Below are 17,126 nucleotides of genomic sequence, written 5' to 3' on the forward strand. Positions count from 1 at the left end.
GCCGTGAGGGCTAGCTGGTTTTTTGCAGGAGGAAGGTGGCGATCTCACTTTCGCTGACATTCAGGTAGTTGAACCGGCCAGGTTGGTGATGGGGAGTGTCTTCCAAGGTACCGACTCTGTGTCCGAGGTGGTCGCGCAGATGACACAGCAGGCCTTCGTCGGTCTCTTGCAGGGGTTCAATTTTCCAGTAATCGGTCACCTCTGCGATCCAGTAGAAGCCCAGATAGCCGTTCGTGCTGACTCCCAGTCTGCGCGGTACCTGCGGGCCGGAGCCTTGCTTGCTCCGGCCAGAGATGTGCAAGTGATAGTGCAAGCGGTTGTCTTCCATCGAGTGGTAGTCGAAGGAGATGATCAATGAAGGTTCATTGCCCCCCGTTTGCAGCCAGTCGTTTTCTGGGCTCACTCCCCAAGAGAACTTATCGTTCGGCTGGCTCAGCCGCAGTGGCGTATTTTGACCCTCTTCATGCAGATACAGCCTGGCGCGAAATGAATTGGCGTATGTATCGATGATGCTTGGGTTCATGGAGTGTGCCTCGCAGTGCCTAGGGTATGGGCCGCACGGTTCCGGGCGGCGTTACACCTTAGGTTGCGAGCTCAGCTCAACGGAGGCTGAAGCCTTTCCTGGCTGTGCTCATTCACCCCGTGCCGGGCGCTGCGGCCCAGGCATGGCGAGGTCGGCGCGTACGGGCAGGTGATCGGATATCTGCTCGGTGCCGTTGCCCAGCACATAGGCCTGCAAGCGCAGCAGGCGCGGGCTATGGAAGACGAAGTCGACACTGCGATCGGGCCCGCTGAGGGCCGGGTCGTTGGGGAAGTGGGTCAGCCACAGTGCCCGCTCGGCGCCGCTGGCTTCAGCATTGCTGGGGATCATCGGGTACTTGTCCCAGAGCAGGTGCAGGTCGCTGTCCGGGGCGTAGCTGCCGCGCTGGGCAGGCGGCAGGCGGCGATACTGGCCTAGCGGCAACTGCTTGAAGTCGCCGCCGAGCAGCCACGGCGTACCCTGGCTTTCGAGGCGGTCGACGACCTTGCTGACGTGGTTCATCTGCCGCCTTTGCAGGTCGCTGCCGGCGCGGTAGGGCGACAGCTGGGTGTTGAGCACCGCCAGCCGGCTGCCGTCGCTCAACGGCAGATAGCTGACCTGCAACGCCGGTTGCTGCTCGAGCAGCCGGCTCAGCGGGCCGCTCACGTCATTGGGCAGTTGCAGGCGCTCGGCCTTGGCGATCGAGTAGCGACTGAGGGTAGCCAGGGTGCGGCCCACGCTGCCGAAGATATGCCGGTCGGGGACAAAGCCAGCCTGCCACTGATAGCTCTGCACGCTGCACGGGTAGAGGTCGGCCAGACGCTCGTGGAGCAGGCCGAGCTGGTCCTGGTAATCGCTGGCCTTGGCGTCTTTGTCCAGCTCCTGCAGCAGTACCACATCAGGCTGCTCGGCACGGATCACCCGCGCAACCTCATCGAGGGTGAACGCCAGGTCTTCCGCGGTGGCGCGGGTATCGCTGCCTTGGCCCTGGTCGCTCCAGAACACATAGCGCTTGCCGGCCAGGTGCTGCACGTTCCAGCTCATCACCTTCAGCGGCTGGCCGGCTTGCAAGAGTGGCGCCGGGTTCTGACAGGCGACTGGCAGCGCTTCACGCGGGGCAGGTTGCCAGCCCAGATGGTTGGCCAGCAACCAAAGCAAGGCCAGCGCCAGGAAAATCAACAACAGGACGTTGCGCAGTAGTCGGATCATCGGCTCGGCTTGTCGGTGCGAATGGCGCCAGCATACCCAAGGTGGTGGCGCCGTGTCAGCGTGGCTCAGGCGCCAGCATTGGCCTCAAGCAGCATGAAGATGCGGAACAGCACCACGCTGCTGAACAACTGCAGCAGCCCACTGAGGCTGTCCATGGCCAATTGCACGCCGCCGGCGGGGTCGGGGAAGGCCATCAGCAACAGGCCGTCGAGCAACCATGCCGGTGCCAGCGAAACGAACACGCAGACCAGAATGCGCATGAAATGGCCGGTAGTCATCCGCGCGCTTTCGCGCATGGCCTGCATCAAAGGCATGCCGCGCAGCACCAGCAGGTACTCGGCAAACACCAGGTTGATCATGATCCAGATGCCGGGGAACACGAACAGTGCCAGGCCGGCCATGATCAACAAGGTGCTGATCATGATCAGCAAGGCCAGCGGCGGCCACAGCTGCACGGCGCGGGCGAACAAATCGCGCTTGGCGATGTGCTGGTCTTGGCTGCGGGTGTCCAGGTAGAGGATCAGCGCCGCACTGTACAGCGGGTACAGCAGCAGGCTGACAAGCATGCCGTAGACCGGCGAGGCGCTGTCGCCGAGCTGGCGATAGAGCAGTTGGGTGGCCAGTGCCTCGAGCACGATCAACGGCAGGCAGAGCTGGACGATGCTCGCCAGGTGGCGGCGGAAAAAGTACAGGGAGTCGCGCAGAACGCTCAGCGGATTCATCAGTCAACATCGCATGGCAGTAATAGCAGGGGCGTAACTTTAGCCCACTCCGGCCCTTGCTGAAAAAAGTTTCACCCGTGCGCCGATTGAATCCCGCGCCGCCACCCCCCATCTTTGACGCATCCGATGTCCCGCCCAGCGCGTGAGGTAAGCATGAATACCGAAGAACAATCGCTGATCGATGGCCTGTTTGGCCGTATCAAGCAAGCCGAAGACCCCAACCAGCCGCGCGATGCCCAGGCCCAGGCCTGCATCGAAGCGCACCTGCGCACGCAACCTGCGGCGCCGTACTACATGGCCCAGGCGATCCTGGTGCAGGAGGCTGCGCTCAAGCAGCTGGATGAAAAGAACAAGCAGCTGGAGGCCGAGCTGAAGCAGGCCCGCGCCCAGGTCGATGCGACCCGCAGCAGCAACACCAACAGCGGTGGCTTCCTGTCGAGCATCTTTGGTGCTGGTAGCCGCAGCCCTGATCCGCAACCGCAGCGCCCAGCACCAGCAACGTCTGGCGGTGGCTGGCGTGACCCTGCGCCTGCTGCGTACAACGCGCCAGCACCAGCCCAGCAACCGCAGCAGCAATCGGCGTTCAATGCCGCGCCGGCCCGCTCGGGTGCATCGAGTTTTCTCGGTGGGGCTATGCAGACGGCAGCCGGAGTTGCCGGTGGCGTGCTGCTGGCGCAGGGCATCAGCAGCATGTTCCACCACAACTCGCAGCCAGACGAAGTGGTCGAGGTGATCAAGGAAGAACCGGCGCCGGCCAGTGACAGCGGCGGCTGGCAGGACCAGGGCGCGCAGCAGCAGGTGGCCGACAACGGTGGCTACGGCGCTGACCAGGGCGGCTACGCCGACACTGACTACGGCAGTGACGATGGCGGCTTCTTCAGCGACGACGACAGCTTCGTCTGACAGCTGGCATACTGCTCAGCTTTGCGGGCGCCTGCCCGCTCAGCCGAGGCCTGGATGAAAAAAATCGCGCTGTTCGCCGACGTGCAGAACCTCTACTACACCGTCCGCCAGGCCCACGGCTGCCACTTCAACTATGCAGCGCTGTGGGCCGAAGTGAGTCGCGAAGGCACCATTGTCGAAGCGGTGGCCTATGCAATTGATCGCGGCGACAGCAAGCAACAGCAGTTTCAGCAGATTCTGCGCAACCTCGGTTTCGAGGTGCGCCTCAAGCCGTATATCCAGCGCAGCGATGGCTCGGCCAAGGGCGATTGGGATGTCGGCATTACCCTGGATGTGATCGAAGCGGCCAGCCGGGTGGACCAGGTGGTGCTGGCGTCTGGCGATGGTGATTTCGATCTGCTGCTGGAGCGGGCGATTCAGCGTCATGGGGTAGAAGCAGTGGTGTATGGCACGCCTGGGTTGACGGCACTGTCGTTGATACGCGCGGCCAGCCGTTATGTGCCGATCGAGGGGCATCTGTTGTTGCGCCACTGATCGTACGCGGTCCCCTGTGGGAGCGGCCTTGTGTCGCGAAGGGGTCGCGTAGCGGCCCCAGGATTTATGCCGCATCACAAATAGTCGGGGCCGCTGCGCAGCCCTTTCGCGACACAAGGCCGCTCCTACGGGGATCGTGTTCGATCTGTCAGGCAGCGGTGTTCGCAGGTTAAACTGCCGCCTTCGCTGAACCCCCCTGACGGTATTGAAATGAATTTCGCCCAACTCGGCCTGATCGAACCGCTGCTGCGCACCTTGCAGCAGCGCGACTACTCCACCCCGACGCCCGTGCAGGCCCAGGCCATCCCCGCCGTGCTGGCTGGCCGCGACCTGATGGCCGCCGCCCAGACCGGCACCGGCAAGACCGCAGGCTTTGCCCTGCCGGTGTTGCAGCGGCTGGCGCTGGAAGGTGAGAAGGTCGCCAGCAATTCGATCCGCGCGCTGATCCTGGTGCCGACCCGCGAGCTGGCCGAGCAGGTCCATGCCAACGTCCAGCAATACGCCGAAAACCTGCCGGTCTCGACCTACGCCGTGTACGGCGGGGTCAGCATCAACCCGCAGATGATGCGCCTGCGCCGTGGTGTCGATCTGCTGGTGGCGACCCCAGGCCGACTGCTCGACCTGTTCCGGCAAAAAGCGGTCAAGTTCGGCCAGGTGCAGATGCTGGTGCTCGACGAAGCCGACCGCATGCTCGACCTGGGCTTTGCCGAGGAACTGCAATCGGTGTACGCCGCACTGCCGCGCAAGCGCCAGACCCTGCTGTTTTCGGCGACCTTCTCCGAGCAGATCCGCATGCTCGCAGGCCTCGCCCTGAACGACCCGCTGAGCATCGAAGTGAGCCCGCGCAACGCCGCTGCCAATACCGTCAAACAGTGGCTGGTGCCGGTCGACAAGAAGCGCAAGGCCGACCTGTTCTGCTACCTGCTGCGCAAGCAGCGCTGGAAGCAGGTGTTGGTGTTTGCCAAGACCCGTAACGGTGTCGATCAACTGGTCGAGCGTCTGCTCGCCGAAGGCGTCGTGGCCGACGGCATCCACGGCGATCGCCCGCAAGCGACTCGCCAGCGCGCGCTGGATACCTTCAAGGCCCGCGAGATTCAGGTGCTGGTGGCTACCGACGTGGCCGCCCGTGGCCTGGACATCGACGACCTGCCGCTGGTGGTCAACCTCGACATGCCAATCGTCGCCGAAGACTACGTGCACCGGATTGGCCGTACCGGCCGGGCCGGCAACAAAGGCGAGGCAATTTCGCTGGTGTGCGCCGATGAAGTGCAGATGCTCTCGGCGATTGAAACGCTGATCCGCCAGACCCTGCCGCGCCACGAAGAACCGGACTTTATCCCCGAGCACCGGGTGCCGCTGACCGACGCCAGCGGGCAAGTGATCAAGAAACCGAAAAAGCCCAAGAAGCCCAAGGAAAACAGCGCCAAGCGTGGTCTGGGCAAATGGATGGACAGCACTGATTCGGCCGACGCCAAGCCAGCGGTGAAAGCCGTGCGCAAGGTGCCGAGCTTCAACGGTGGCCCGCGCAAGCGCAAGCCGTAGGCTGATCAGAGCCGAGCGCAGACCCTGCGTTCGGCTCGACTCGCCATCAGCGGGCGTTGAGCCACTCGGCCGCAGCCTTGCCCGCACGCAAGCCACTGGCAAAGCACGCCGTGAGCAGATAGCCGCCGGTCGGCGCCTCCCAGTCGAGCATCTCGCCAGCGCAGAACACCCCCGGTAGCTGACGCAGCATCAAGCCCTCATCCAGCCCGGTAAAACGCACCCCACCGGCACTGCTGATGGCCTCGTCCAGCGGCCGCGTGCGTACCAGCTCGATCGGCAGCGCCTTGATCGCCGCCGCCAGTGCCTGCGGGTCAGCAAACGTGGCCTGATCGGTCAGCTCGCGCAACAACCTCGCCTTCACGCCATCGATGCCCAACTGACTGTGCAGATGCTTGGCCATCGAGCGCGAGCCACGTGGCTTGGCCAGGGCCTGGGCGATTTTGTCCACAGGCTTGTCTGGTAGCAGATCGAGCAGCAGGGTAGCGCGGCCCTCGCGGTTGATCGCCTCCCGTACCGGCGCCGACCAGGCATACACCAGGCTGCCTTCGACGCCTTGGGCGGTGAGGATGAATTCGCCCTTGCGCGGCGGGCTGCCGGGCATGGCCAGAGCGATGTTCTTCAGCGGCGCCCCGGCAAACTTGCTCACCAGCAGTTCGCTCCAGCCTGCTACTTCAAAACCACAGTTGCTCGGCTGCAATGGCGAGATATCCACAGCCCGCTCTGCCAGCAATGGCAGCCAGGCGCCGTCAGAGCCGAGCCGTGCCCAACTGCCGCCACCCAGCGCCAGCACCACGGCATCAGCCTGTACGCTCAGTTCGCCCTGTGGATAAGCTATCCGCAGCGCGCCCTCGGCATTCCAGCCCAACCAACGATGGCGGGTGTGGATAACTACGCCGCTGTCGCGCAGGCGCTTGAGCCAGGCGCGCAGCAACGGCGCGGCTTTCATATCGGTGGGGAACACCCGCCCTGAGGTGCCGACAAAGGTCTCGATGCCGAGATCATGTATCCACTGGCGCAGCGCGTCGGCATCAAAGTCGCGTAACAGCGCGTCGATCTCGCGGCTGCGCTCGGCGTAGCGCCCGACAAACGCGGGGTAGGGCTCGGAATGGGTGATGTTCATCCCGCCAACGCCCGCCAGGAGAAACTTGCGCCCCACCGACGGCATGGCGTCGAACACCTGCACCGCTGCGCCCGACGCCGCCAGGGCTTCGGCGGCCATCAGCCCGGCAGGGCCGGCACCGATAACGGCAACCAGAGGAGGGCGAGCAGGGTCAAGATCAGACATGGTCGGCGGCAACGGGCTGTGGAAAAGAGCCGGCATTCTACCCCAAGCACGCTTTCGCAAGCACTGGTCAAAAAATGATCAGTGCTTTGCAGGCCATACAGCTAGAGGCCTGCAGCGGGTTGCCAGCAGGTTATCCACAGGCGGTTCCACAGTCATTGTGAACAACTGATGACACGCGCTGCAGTGTGATGAAGGATGCCATGGCGCTTGGCCAAGGCCAGGCGGTCCTTGCTGTAGCCGCCACCAATCACCCCGACCACCGGGATATCCCGCCCCAGGCAATGCCGCAGGACCTTTTCATCGCGCGCCGCCAGGCCTTCGTCGGTCAGTTGCAGGTAACCCAGCGCGTCATCCTTGTGCACATCCACTCCGGCGTCGTACAGCACCAGATCGGGCTGGTACAGCGGCAGCAAATAGTTGAGCGCGTCATCCACCACCTGCAGGTATTCGGCGTCGCCCATGCCCCGCGGCAGCGGGATGTCCCAATCGCTCTGCGCCTTGCGCGCGGGGAAGTTCTGCTCGCAGTGCAGCGACACGGTGATCGCCTCCGGCGTGTCTTGCAGCATGCGTGCGGTGCCGTCGCCTTGATGCACGTCGCAGTCGAAGATCAGCACGCGGTGCACGCGCCCGGCCTCCAGCAGATAACGGCTGATCACCGCCAGGTCATTGAAGATGCAAAAGCCTGCCGGGTGGTCGTAGTGGGCATGATGAGTACCGCCGGCGAGGTGGCAGGCGACGCCGTCGCGCAGGGCCATCTCGGCGCTCAACAGCGAGCCACCGACCGCCCGCACGGTGCGCCGGGCGAGCGCTTCGCTCCAGGGTAGGCCAAGCCGGCGCTGGTCCTCGCGGGACAACTCGCCGCTCATGTAGCGCTCGATATAGCTGCGGTCGTGGGCCAGCGCGAGGATGTCGTTGGGGCAGATATCGGGGCGCAGCAAATCTTCGTCGCGGGTCAGGCCGCTGTCGATCAGGTGGTCGCGCAGCAGGCGAAACTTGTCCATCGGGAAGCGGTGCTCGGCGGGAAACTCCGGGCTGTAGTCGTCGTGGTAGATCAGCGGCAACGGCATGATGGGATCGCACTAGAGATGTGTGTGGATAGTGCCAGCTCCGGTGGCCGTTGGGCTATTGCCGGGCGCCGCCGCGTTGCTGGGCCTACCCTGTAAGATGCGATACGACCTTTTCGGAGCTGGCTGATGACGCTGATCCCCAAACTTGAGAGCGCCCGCCTGATCTTGCGCCAGTGGCACGACGAAGACCTCGCCGAGTTTGCCGCGATGTCTGCTGACCCCCAGGTAATGCGTTACTTCCCGGCGCCGTTGAGCCGGGTCGAGGCGGCTGCGTTGATCGGCCGGGTGCGCGGTCACTTCAATGAATACGGCTACGGCCTGTGGGCGCTGGAGCGCAAGGACACCGGCGCGTTCATCGGCATGACCGGCCTGCTCAACGTCAACTTCGACGCGCCGTTTACCCCGGCGGTGGAAATCGGCTGGCGCCTGGCCCGCCGGCACTGGGGCCTGGGTTTTGCCAGCGAAGCGGCCTGGACCTGCCTGCGCTGCGCCTTCGCCCAGCTGCGTCTGGAGCAGGTGGTGTCGTTCACCAGCGAGAGCAACCTGGCGTCGCAGAAGGTCATGCAGGCCATCGGCATGCAGCAGGACCTCGACGGCAGCTTCGACCACCCCAAGCTTGCCGCCGATGACCCGCTGCGCCGGCATGTGCTGTACCGCATCGATCGCGCCCACTGGCAGGACACCCTGCACGGCTGAATGGCGCTGCATGCGTAGCGCTGATGACAAATTCTGTATCATCTTGTCTTTCAAAAATGCTGTAGCGCCGTGCTGCCTAGTTAGGAGAACACCCCCATGAGCCACGTGTTGGACGACCTGGTCGACCTGTTGAGCCTTGAAGCGATCGAGGAAAACCTGTTCCGTGGCCGCAGCCAGGACCTGGGCTTTCGCCAGTTGTACGGCGGCCAGGTGCTCGGCCAGGCGCTGTCGGCTGCCAGCCAGACAGTCGAAGACGCCCGCCATGTGCATTCGCTGCATGGCTATTTCTTGCGCCCGGGCGATGCCAGCCTGCCGGTGGTGTATTCGGTTGATCGCGTGCGTGACGGTGGCAGCTTCAGCACCCGTCGGGTGACTGCGATCCAGAAAGGCCACACCATCTTTACCTGCAGCGCCTCGTTCCAGTACGACGAAGAAAGCTTCGAGCACCAGGCGCAGATGCCCGATGTGGTCGGCCCGGAAAACCTCCCCAGCGAAGTCGAACTGGCCAGCGCCATGGCCGAGCAACTGCCCGAGCGCATCCGCGACAAGGTGCTGTGTGATCGGCCGATCGAAGTGCGCCCGGTAACCGAGCGCGACCCGTTCAACCCCAAGCCCGGCGACCCGGTCAAATACGCCTGGTTCCGTACCAGCGGCAGCCTGCCGGACGTGCCCGCGCTGCACAAATACCTGCTCGCCTACGCCTCCGACTTTGGCCTGCTGACCACCGCGCTGCTGCCGCATGCCAAGTCGGTGTGGCAGAAGGACATGCAGATTGCCAGCCTCGACCACTCGCTGTGGTTCCACCGTGACCTACGCGCCGATGACTGGCTGCTGTATGCCACCGACAGCCCGTGGGCCGGTAACGCCCGTGGCTTCTGCCGCGGCAGCATCTACAACCGCGCCGGGCAACTGGTTGCCTCGTCGGCTCAGGAAGGCCTGATTCGCCATCGCAAGGACTGGTCATGAGCCTCTCGACAGTACGCAACTGGGTGTTCGACATGGACGGCACGCTGACCGTGGCGGTGCATGATTTTGCCGCCATCCGGGTAGCGCTGGGCATTCCGCCCGAGAACGATATTCTTACCCACCTGGCCGCCTTGCCTGCTGCCGAAGCCGAAGCCAAACACGCCTGGTTGCTCGAACACGAGCGTGACCTGGCCGTGGCGTCGACTGCCGCAACGGGCGCGGTCGAGCTGGTGCGCGAGCTGGCCGGGCGTGGTTGCCAGTTGGCGATCCTCACCCGCAATGCCCGCGAGCTGGCCCACGTCACCCTCGAGGCCATCGGCCTGGCCGATTGCTTTGCCAAGGAGCTGGTGCTCGGCCGCGATGAAGCCGCGCCCAAGCCAAGCCCCGACGGCCTGCTGAAAATCGCCCAGGCCTGGGACGTCGACCCCAGCGAGCTGGTGATGGTCGGCGACTACCGCATCGACCTGGAATGTGGCCGCACCGCGGGCGCACGCACGGTACTGGTCAACCTGCCGGACAACCCCTGGCCAGAGCTGACCGACTGGCACGCCGCCGACTGCCGCCAGCTGCAGGCGATGCTCGGCTAAGCTGCACAGCCCCCCAACCACTCACAGAGGAACAGCTGTCATGACCAGCAAGGCCATCTACGTTCAGCCCGGCGGCGGTTACGCCAACGTCCAGATCGGCACCTGCGAGGCTGCCGCGCCGCAGGCCGGCGAGATCAGCGTGCGCCTGCACGCCAGCTCGCTCAACTACCATGACTTTGCCGTGGTCAGCGGCATGTGGGGGCCGAGCGAGCGGCGCATTCCGATGGCCGATGGCGCTGGGCAAGTGACGGCGGTGGGCGCGGGCGTCACCGAGTTCAAGGTCGGCGATGCGGTGGTCAGCACGTTCTTCCCCGACTGGCTCGACGGCCAGCCGCTGGTCGAGGGTTTTGCCAGCGTGCCTGGCGATGGTATCGATGGCTATGCGCGCCAGCAGGTTACTGCGCGCGCGACCTCGTTCACCCGTGCGCCGAGCGGCTATAGCCATGCCGAGGCCGCAACCCTGACCACGGCAGGGCTGACTGCCTGGCGTGCACTGATGGCCGATGATCAGCTGAAACCCGGCGATAGCGTGCTGGTGCAGGGCACAGGTGGTGTGTCTATTTTTGCTCTGCAGTTCGCCAAGCTGGCCGGCGCTACGGTGATCGCCACCTCATCCAGCGATGCCAAGCTGGAGCGGCTCAAGGCGCTGGGCGCCGATCATGTGATCAACTACCGCAGCACCCCGGCCTGGGGCGAGCAGGTGCGCAAGCTGACCGACAATCGCGGCGTCGATCATGTGATTGAAGTCGGCGGCCCGGCCACCCTTGAGCAGTCGATGATCGCGGCGCGGATTGGCGGGCATATCTCGCTGATCGGGATTCTTACCGGCGTCGCTGGGGAGTTGCCATTGGTGCAGGCGCTGGTGCGGCAGATTCGTCTGCAAGGCGTGCTGGTCGGCAGCCGCGCGCAGCAGCAGGCGATGGTTCGCGCTATCGACGCCAATGGCTTGCGGCCGGTGGTCGATAAGCACTTCGAGCTGGAACAGATCGTCGAGGCGTTCCAGCATCAGGAAAGCAATCGCCACTTCGGCAAGATCTGCCTGACGTTTTGAGGACGTTGGGGGCTCAAGGCCGCTCCTACAGACTACCGCGTACCAACGACTTACGCGGTCACCTGTAGGAGCGGCCTTGTGTCGCGAAAGGGGCGCGAAGCGCCCCCGGCGTCCCCGACTCTTCACTCGGGCAGCAAGCGGTCGCGGCTGTTGGACAGGTGCAGGCAGATCGCTGCCCGCGCCGCATCCGGGTCCTGCCGGCGGATGGCATTGAGGATCGCCTCATGTTCCAGGTTGGCCAGGTAGGCATGCCGGGCCAGCTTGGCGCCTGAGCGCTCATCGGCGGCCATGCGGTTGCGCGGGATCAAGCCGCTGCCCAGTTGCGCCATGGTCTCGCTGAAATACAGGTTGCAGGTGGCCTCGGCAATCAGCAGGTGAAAGCGCCGGTCGGGTTCGATGCAACTATCGCCGGCGGCGGCGAGGTCCTGATGGTCATCCAGCGCCTGGCGCATACGCTGCAACTGGCTGTCAGTCCGGCGCAGTGCGGCCAATGCCGCAGCCTGGCCTTCCAGACCAATCCGTAACTCCAGCAGATCACGCACGCTGGCTGCGCTTTCGGCGCCGACGCGCAGGCCGCTTTGTGCCTGGCGTTCGATAACGAAAGTGCCAATGCCATGGCGCGGCTCGACCAGGCCGGAAGCCTGCAACTTGGATAACGCCTCGCGCACCACGGTGCGGCTGACGGCGTGCTCGCGTACCAGGGTGTTTTCCGAGGGCAGCTTGTCGCCGGGCTTGAAGGTGCCGAGCAGAATCTGCTGGGTCAGGCTCGAGACCAGATCATGGGCGCGGCTGTGGCCACGTTTACGCGGGGGATCGATGGCTTCGGGGGCGGTCATGGGCGGCTCCGCAACGGTTCAGACAAGTGCCAGGGGCTCGCGGCGAGATTAGCATCAGAGCTTGTCTGACAAGTTGAAATTTCAAATTATTTTCATCGGCACAAATCAGGCAGGTGCTGTCGTTGTTTAAACCGTATTCATTATTTTTGCCGATTTTATTCACTTTATAAGCTTGTATTTCGCTTTTTGCTGACCGTTCAGCATCTTGTCGTACAACTGCGTGAGGCCTATTCTGGCCTCCACTGGCATGTCAGACAACCAAGCGCGCTGTCCGCCGCTGTGACCGCCATCGACCCGCACAAAAACAATTAGTGGGAGATTCTGCAGTGAACGACACCCTCGCTCCGTCCGCACGGCGTGACGACGTGTTGACCAGCGCCGTGGCCAAGGTCAAACGCCACGTCCTGCCGCTGTTCGTCATCATGTTCATCGTCAATTACCTGGACCGCGTCAATATCGGCTTCGTCCGCCCGCACCTGGAGAGCGACCTCGGCATCAGCGCCGCCGCCTACGGCTTTGGCGCCGGGCTGTTCTTTATCGGCTACGCCTTGTTCGAGGTGCCGTCGAACATGCTTCTGCAGCGCGTCGGCGCCCGTGTGTGGCTGACCCGGATCATGTTCACCTGGGGCCTGGTGGCAACTGCCATGGCCTTCGTCCAGACCGAAACCCAGTTCTATGTGCTGCGCTTTTTGCTTGGCGTGGCCGAGGCGGGGTTCTTCCCGGGGGTGATCTATTACTTCACCCGCTGGTTGCCTGCGGCTGAGCGTGGCAAGGCGATTGCGATCTTCCTCAGTGGTTCGGCGGTCGCCTCACTGATCTCCGGGCCGTTGGCCGGCATGCTCATGCAGATTCAGGGCTTCGGCATGCACGGCTGGCAATGGATGCTGTTCATCGAAGGCATGGCCTCGGTGTGCCTGACCTTTGTGGTGTGGTTCTGGCTCGACTCCAAACCCCACGACGCCAAGTGGCTGAGCCGTGCCGAGCAGGACGCGCTGGTCGAGACCATCGACCGCGAGCAGCGTGAGCGCGAGGCGAGCGGGGTGGTCAAGACCTCGGCCTGGCGCCTGCTCAAGGACCGGCAGATTCTGCTGTTTTGCGGCATCTACTTCTGCATCCAGCTGACCATTTACGCCGCGACCTTCTGGCTGCCGAGCATCATCAAGCGCATGGGTGATCTGTCCGACATCCAGGTCGGCTTCTTCAACTCGATCCCGTGGCTGATCTCGATCATCGCCATGTATGCCTTCGCCGCCGGTTCTGCCCGCTGGAAGTTCCAGCAAGCGTGGGTCGCCGCGGCGCTGATCATCGCCGCCATCGGCATGTTCATGTCCACCACCGGTGGCCCTGTGTTCGCCTTTGTCGCGGTGTGCTTTGCCGCCATCGGCTTCAAGTCGGCTTCGGCGCTGTTCTGGCCGATCCCGCAGGGCTACCTGGATGCGCGCATCGCCGCGGCGGTGATCGCCTTGATCAACTCGGTCGGCAACCTCGGCGGCTTTGTCGCGCCAACCACCTTCGGCTTGCTTGAGCAGCACACCGGCTCGATCCAGGGCGGCCTGTATGGCCTGGCGGTGACCTCGGTACTGGCGGCGATCGTGGTGTTCTTCGTGCGCACCGGCCCCAAGGCCAACACGCCCAATGACCTCAAACCGCAGTCGGCCCTGAGCCAGACCCACTGACCCGGCAGGACAACAATAATGACTATGCATAACCCAGCAGACACCTTGAACGCCACCCAGGCTCACAATGGCACCCCCGTGGTCACCGATTTGCGCGTGGTGCCGGTAGCCGGCCACGACAGCATGCTGCTCAACCTCAGCGGCGCCCATGGCCCGTACTTCACGCGCAATATCGTCGTGCTGCGCGACAGCGCCGGCAACACCGGCGTGGGCGAAGTACCTGGTGGCGAGACCATCCGCCAGACCCTCGAAGACGCCCGCAGCCTGGTAGTCGGCCAGCCCATCGGCCATTACCAGCGCGTGCTCAACGCCATGCGCCAGACCTTTGCCGGGCGCGACGTCGGCGGCCGCGGCCTGCAAACCTTCGACCTGCGCATTACCGTACACGCGGTGACGGCCATCGAGTCAGCGCTGCTCGACCTGCTCGGCCAGCACCTCGGCGTGCCCATCGCCGCCTTGCTCGGTGAAGGCCAGCAGCGCGATGCGGTGAAGATGCTCGGCTACCTGTTCTACATCGGCGACCGCCAGCAGACCGATCTGGCCTACCGTAACGAACACGATGCCGATGACGACTGGCTGCGCGTGCGGCACGAAAAAGCCATGACCCCAGAAGCGATCGTGCGCCTGGCCGAGGCCGCCAAGGTCCGTTACGGCTTCAGCGACTTCAAGCTCAAGGGCGGCGTGCTGCGGGGTGAGGACGAGATCGAAGCGGTTACCGCCCTGGCCGAACGCTTCCCGCAAGCGCGCATCACCCTCGACCCCAACGGCGCCTGGTCACTCAAGGAAGCGATTGCCCTGTGCCGTGACCAGCACCATGTGCTGGCCTACGCCGAAGACCCTTGCGGTGCCGAAAACGGTTACTCCGGGCGTGAGGTGATGGCCGAGTTCCGCCGCGCCACCGGGCTGCCGACCGCGACCAACATGATCGCCACCGACTGGCGGCAGATGGGCCATGCGATCCAGCTGCAGTCGGTGGATATCCCGCTGGCCGATCCGCACTTCTGGACCATGCAAGGCTCGGTGCGCGTCGCGCAGATGTGCCATGACTGGGGCTTGACCTGGGGTTCGCATTCGAACAACCACTTTGATATTTCCCTGGCGATGTTCACCCAGGTGGCGGCCGCGGCGCCGGGCGAGATCACGGCGATCGACACGCATTGGATCTGGCAGGACGGCCAGCGTTTGACCCGTGAGCCGCTGCGGATTATCGATGGCCATGTGCGTGTGCCGGCAAGGCCGGGGTTGGGGGTGGAGCTGGATGAAGATCAGTTGGCCAAGGCGCATGAGTGCTATCGCAACATGGGTTTGGGTGCCCGGGATGATGGGGTGGCGATGCAGTACCTGATCCCGGGGTGGAAATTCGATAACAAGCGGCCTTGCCTGGTGCGCTAGAAGACCGTGTAGCATTCGAGCGACGCGGTCTGTGTAGGAGCGGCCTTGTGTCGCGAAAGGCCTGCGTAGCGGGCCCAGATCTGAGCTTCGCCGCCGATATCGCCGGGCCCGCTTTGCGGGCCTTTCGCGACACAAGGCCGCTCCTACACAGACCGCGCATCATCGGCAATCCACGGCTGTACCCGACAGAAAACCCTGTCCGTTGCTACCCCTCCAGCGCGCCATGGCGCAATCAGATATGCCATTCACGACATTTGCCGCGATTCGATATCCGCTGTCGTGATCGCGCACCTGCAAGGCGGTCTCGCATAATTTCCAGCCGCTCTGGCCCGGTTAAATGGATGTGCATTCGAGCTGGCGCGCTGCTCTGCAAAGCGTGTAAAACGTCCCGCCAAGAGCACAAGAAATGTGCCTACCCCCTTGTATTCGAAGGAGATTATTTTCGCCTACGCCTGCCCGTCCTTCCTTGTGTCAGCAAAAAGAGAACAAGATCAATGAACACCGTGGGATCTGCTGGAAGTAACCTCGCGCAAGGGTTCAAACCCCGTCACGTCACGATGCTGTCCATCGCCGGCATTATCGGAGCGGGGCTCTTCGTCGGCTCCGGGCATGCCATTGCGGCAGCCGGCCCAGCCACCATCATTTCTTATTTCGTTGCCGGTACCCTGGTGGTGCTGGTGATGCGCATGCTCGGCGAAATGGCCGTCGCGCACCCCGACACCGGTTCGTTTTCAACCTACGCCGACCAGGCCATCGGTCGCTGGGCCGGCTACACCATCGGCTGGCTGTACTGGTGGTTCTGGGTCCTGGTGATCCCCATCGAAGCCCTTGCCGCCGGGCATGTGCTCAACGCCTGGTTCCCACAGGTGGACAGTTGGATCTTTGCCCTGGCCTCGATCATTCTGCTGGCCGGCACCAACCTGTTCAGCGTGGCCAAGTACGGCGAGTTCGAGTTCTGGTTTGCCATCCTCAAGGTTGTGGCCATTCTTGGCTTTATCGGGCTGGGCTTTGCGGCGCTGCTGGGCTGGCTGCCCAATCGCGAAGTCAGCGGCCTCAGCACGCTGGTCGACGAGTACGGCGGCTTCGCACCAAAAGGCTGGTCGGCCGTGATCGGCGCGTTCATCACCGTGATGTTCAGCTTTATCGGCACCGAGGCCGTAACCATCGCCGCCTCCGAGTCCAGCGACCCGTCGCGCAACATCGCCAAGGCCACCCGCTCGGTGATCTGGCGGATCAGCACCTTCTATATCCTGTCGATCTTCGTGATCATCTCGATCGTGCCGTGGAATGACCCGCAACTGGCGGTGGTAGGCTCGTACCAGCGCGCCCTGGAAATCATGAACATCCCCAACGCTGCGTTCATGGTCGACTTCGTGGTGCTGGTCGCCGTGGCCAGCTGCATGAACTCGTCGATCTACATCGCCTCACGGATGATGTATTCGCTGGCCAAACGCGGTGACGCCCCGGCTCTGCTGAAAAACACCTCGAAGGTCGGCGTGCCGCGTGCCGCTGTGTTCGGCAGCACCTTGATCGGCGCGGCGATTGCGATCCTCAACTATTTCGCTCCGGCCGGTGTGTTCGAGTTTCTGCTGGCCAGCTCTGGGGCGATTGCGCTGTTGGTGTACATGGTGATCGCCATCTCGCAGTTGCGCATGCGCCGCCGCCTGGAGCGGGAGAACACCGAGCTCAAGTTCCGCATGTGGCTGTTCCCGTACCTGACCTGGCTGGTGATCATCTTCATCGCCGCGGCCTTGAGCGTGATGATGTACACCCCCGAGCATCGCGCTGAAGTGTCGGCAACCCTGGGCCTGGCAATTGCCATCTCGTTCCTTGGCATCATCACTACCCGCGGCCACGCCCGCACCGCCGCAGCCAAGGCGCTGCCCCTGTAGGAGCGGCCTTGCCGGAGCGCCGGACCGGTCGGAAAGGCCAGCGCAGCTGGCCCGGCGATGTTGGCGGCGAAGCGGAAAATTTGGGGCCGCTACGCGACCCTTTCGCGACACAAGGCCGCTCCTACAGGGATCCGTGCATGGCATTGCTGTGCGCGGTCTGGAGCGGCTTTGTCAGTGCCCTCAGCTTGCCCCCAGAACTCATGCGGCGATTGCCCCCGGACCTGACCTGGCTGGTGATCATCTTCATC

Annotated in this window: 16 protein-coding genes; 10 read left to right on the top strand and 6 right to left on the bottom strand. The window is 63.8% G+C overall.

Annotation, left to right across the window (positions count from 1 at the left end; translation table 11 throughout):
- Positions 1-10: 10 nt before the first annotated feature.
- From AC58X1_RS22565 to AC58X1_RS22575, 3 genes are all read right to left on the bottom strand, one after another.
- Positions 11-523, bottom strand: coding sequence for a hypothetical protein (locus tag AC58X1_RS22565; RefSeq protein ID WP_497429482.1), 513 nt, complete (start codon positions 521-523; stop codon positions 11-13).
- 108 nt (positions 524-631) lie between these two features.
- Positions 632-1,729, bottom strand: a complete 1,098-nt coding sequence (locus tag AC58X1_RS22570; protein ID WP_497429483.1) for an endonuclease/exonuclease/phosphatase family protein — start codon at positions 1,727-1,729, stop codon at positions 632-634.
- 65 nt (positions 1,730-1,794) lie between these two features.
- Positions 1,795-2,451 carry a YciC family protein gene (locus AC58X1_RS22575; RefSeq protein ID WP_101322230.1) on the bottom strand — a complete coding sequence of 219 codons (657 nt, stop codon included), beginning with the start codon at positions 2,449-2,451 and terminating at the stop codon, positions 1,795-1,797.
- A gap of 153 nt (positions 2,452-2,604) precedes the next feature.
- Here AC58X1_RS22575 and AC58X1_RS22580 point away from each other — a divergent pair, with 153 nt between their 5' ends.
- The 3 genes from AC58X1_RS22580 (at position 2,605) to rhlE1 (ending at position 5,430) form a co-directional block, all read left to right on the top strand.
- Positions 2,605-3,354: a DUF2076 domain-containing protein gene (locus AC58X1_RS22580; protein ID WP_497429484.1), complete on the top strand. Its 750-nt coding sequence runs from the start codon at positions 2,605-2,607 to the stop codon at positions 3,352-3,354.
- A gap of 54 nt (positions 3,355-3,408) precedes the next feature.
- The gene (locus tag AC58X1_RS22585) at positions 3,409-3,888 is read left to right on the top strand and encodes a LabA-like NYN domain-containing protein (protein WP_101322228.1); all 480 of its coding nucleotides are present in this window, start codon (positions 3,409-3,411) and stop codon (positions 3,886-3,888) included.
- Positions 3,889-4,098: 210 nt separating this feature from the next.
- The gene (gene rhlE1, locus AC58X1_RS22590; RefSeq protein WP_103435085.1) at positions 4,099-5,430 is read left to right on the top strand and encodes an RNA helicase RhlE1; all 1,332 of its coding nucleotides are present in this window, start codon (positions 4,099-4,101) and stop codon (positions 5,428-5,430) included.
- A 46-nt stretch (positions 5,431-5,476) separates the two neighbouring features.
- Here the strand turns inward: rhlE1 and AC58X1_RS22595 are convergent, their stop codons facing one another.
- Positions 5,477-6,715, bottom strand: coding sequence for a TIGR03862 family flavoprotein (locus AC58X1_RS22595; RefSeq protein ID WP_497429485.1), 1,239 nt, complete (start codon positions 6,713-6,715; stop codon positions 5,477-5,479).
- Positions 6,716-6,867: 152 nt separating this feature from the next.
- Positions 6,868-7,782 carry a histone deacetylase family protein gene (locus tag AC58X1_RS22600; RefSeq protein WP_150571274.1) on the bottom strand — a complete coding sequence of 305 codons (915 nt, stop codon included), beginning with the start codon at positions 7,780-7,782 and terminating at the stop codon, positions 6,868-6,870.
- Between the two features lie 126 nt (positions 7,783-7,908).
- Between AC58X1_RS22600 and AC58X1_RS22605 the strand changes: the two genes are divergently transcribed.
- The 4 genes from AC58X1_RS22605 (at position 7,909) to AC58X1_RS22620 (ending at position 11,082) form a co-directional block, all read left to right on the top strand.
- Complete coding sequence (locus tag AC58X1_RS22605; protein ID WP_497429486.1) at positions 7,909-8,478, top strand: GNAT family N-acetyltransferase; 570 nt, start codon at positions 7,909-7,911, stop codon at positions 8,476-8,478.
- A 96-nt stretch (positions 8,479-8,574) separates the two neighbouring features.
- Positions 8,575-9,444, top strand: coding sequence for an acyl-CoA thioesterase II (tesB, locus tag AC58X1_RS22610; protein ID WP_101322224.1), 870 nt, complete (start codon positions 8,575-8,577; stop codon positions 9,442-9,444).
- Positions 9,441-10,031 carry an HAD family hydrolase gene (locus AC58X1_RS22615; RefSeq protein WP_150571273.1) on the top strand — a complete coding sequence of 197 codons (591 nt, stop codon included), beginning with the start codon at positions 9,441-9,443 and terminating at the stop codon, positions 10,029-10,031. Before tesB ends, AC58X1_RS22615 begins: the two co-directional genes overlap by 4 nt.
- Before the next feature lie 40 nt (positions 10,032-10,071).
- Positions 10,072-11,082, top strand: a complete 1,011-nt coding sequence (locus tag AC58X1_RS22620; protein ID WP_150571272.1) for a zinc-dependent alcohol dehydrogenase family protein — start codon at positions 10,072-10,074, stop codon at positions 11,080-11,082.
- A 122-nt stretch (positions 11,083-11,204) separates the two neighbouring features.
- On the opposite strand, the gene AC58X1_RS22625 is transcribed toward AC58X1_RS22620, so the two are convergent.
- Positions 11,205-11,918: a FadR/GntR family transcriptional regulator gene (locus tag AC58X1_RS22625; RefSeq protein ID WP_497429487.1), complete on the bottom strand. Its 714-nt coding sequence runs from the start codon at positions 11,916-11,918 to the stop codon at positions 11,205-11,207.
- 326 nt (positions 11,919-12,244) lie between these two features.
- On the opposite strand from AC58X1_RS22625, the gene AC58X1_RS22630 reads away from it, so the two are divergent.
- From AC58X1_RS22630 to gabP, 3 genes are all read left to right on the top strand, one after another.
- Positions 12,245-13,594, top strand: coding sequence for an MFS transporter (locus AC58X1_RS22630; protein ID WP_101322220.1), 1,350 nt, complete (start codon positions 12,245-12,247; stop codon positions 13,592-13,594).
- 24 nt (positions 13,595-13,618) lie between these two features.
- On the top strand, positions 13,619-14,986 hold the full coding sequence (gene gudD / locus AC58X1_RS22635) for a glucarate dehydratase (RefSeq protein WP_497429531.1): 1,368 nt from the start codon (positions 13,619-13,621) through the stop codon (positions 14,984-14,986).
- Positions 14,987-15,480: 494 nt separating this feature from the next.
- Positions 15,481-16,878, top strand: a complete 1,398-nt coding sequence (gabP, locus tag AC58X1_RS22640) for a GABA permease (protein ID WP_101322219.1) — start codon at positions 15,481-15,483, stop codon at positions 16,876-16,878.
- The last annotated feature ends 248 nt before the right edge of the window (positions 16,879-17,126 follow it).

The organism is Pseudomonas sp. PGPR N4, assembly GCF_059693665.1.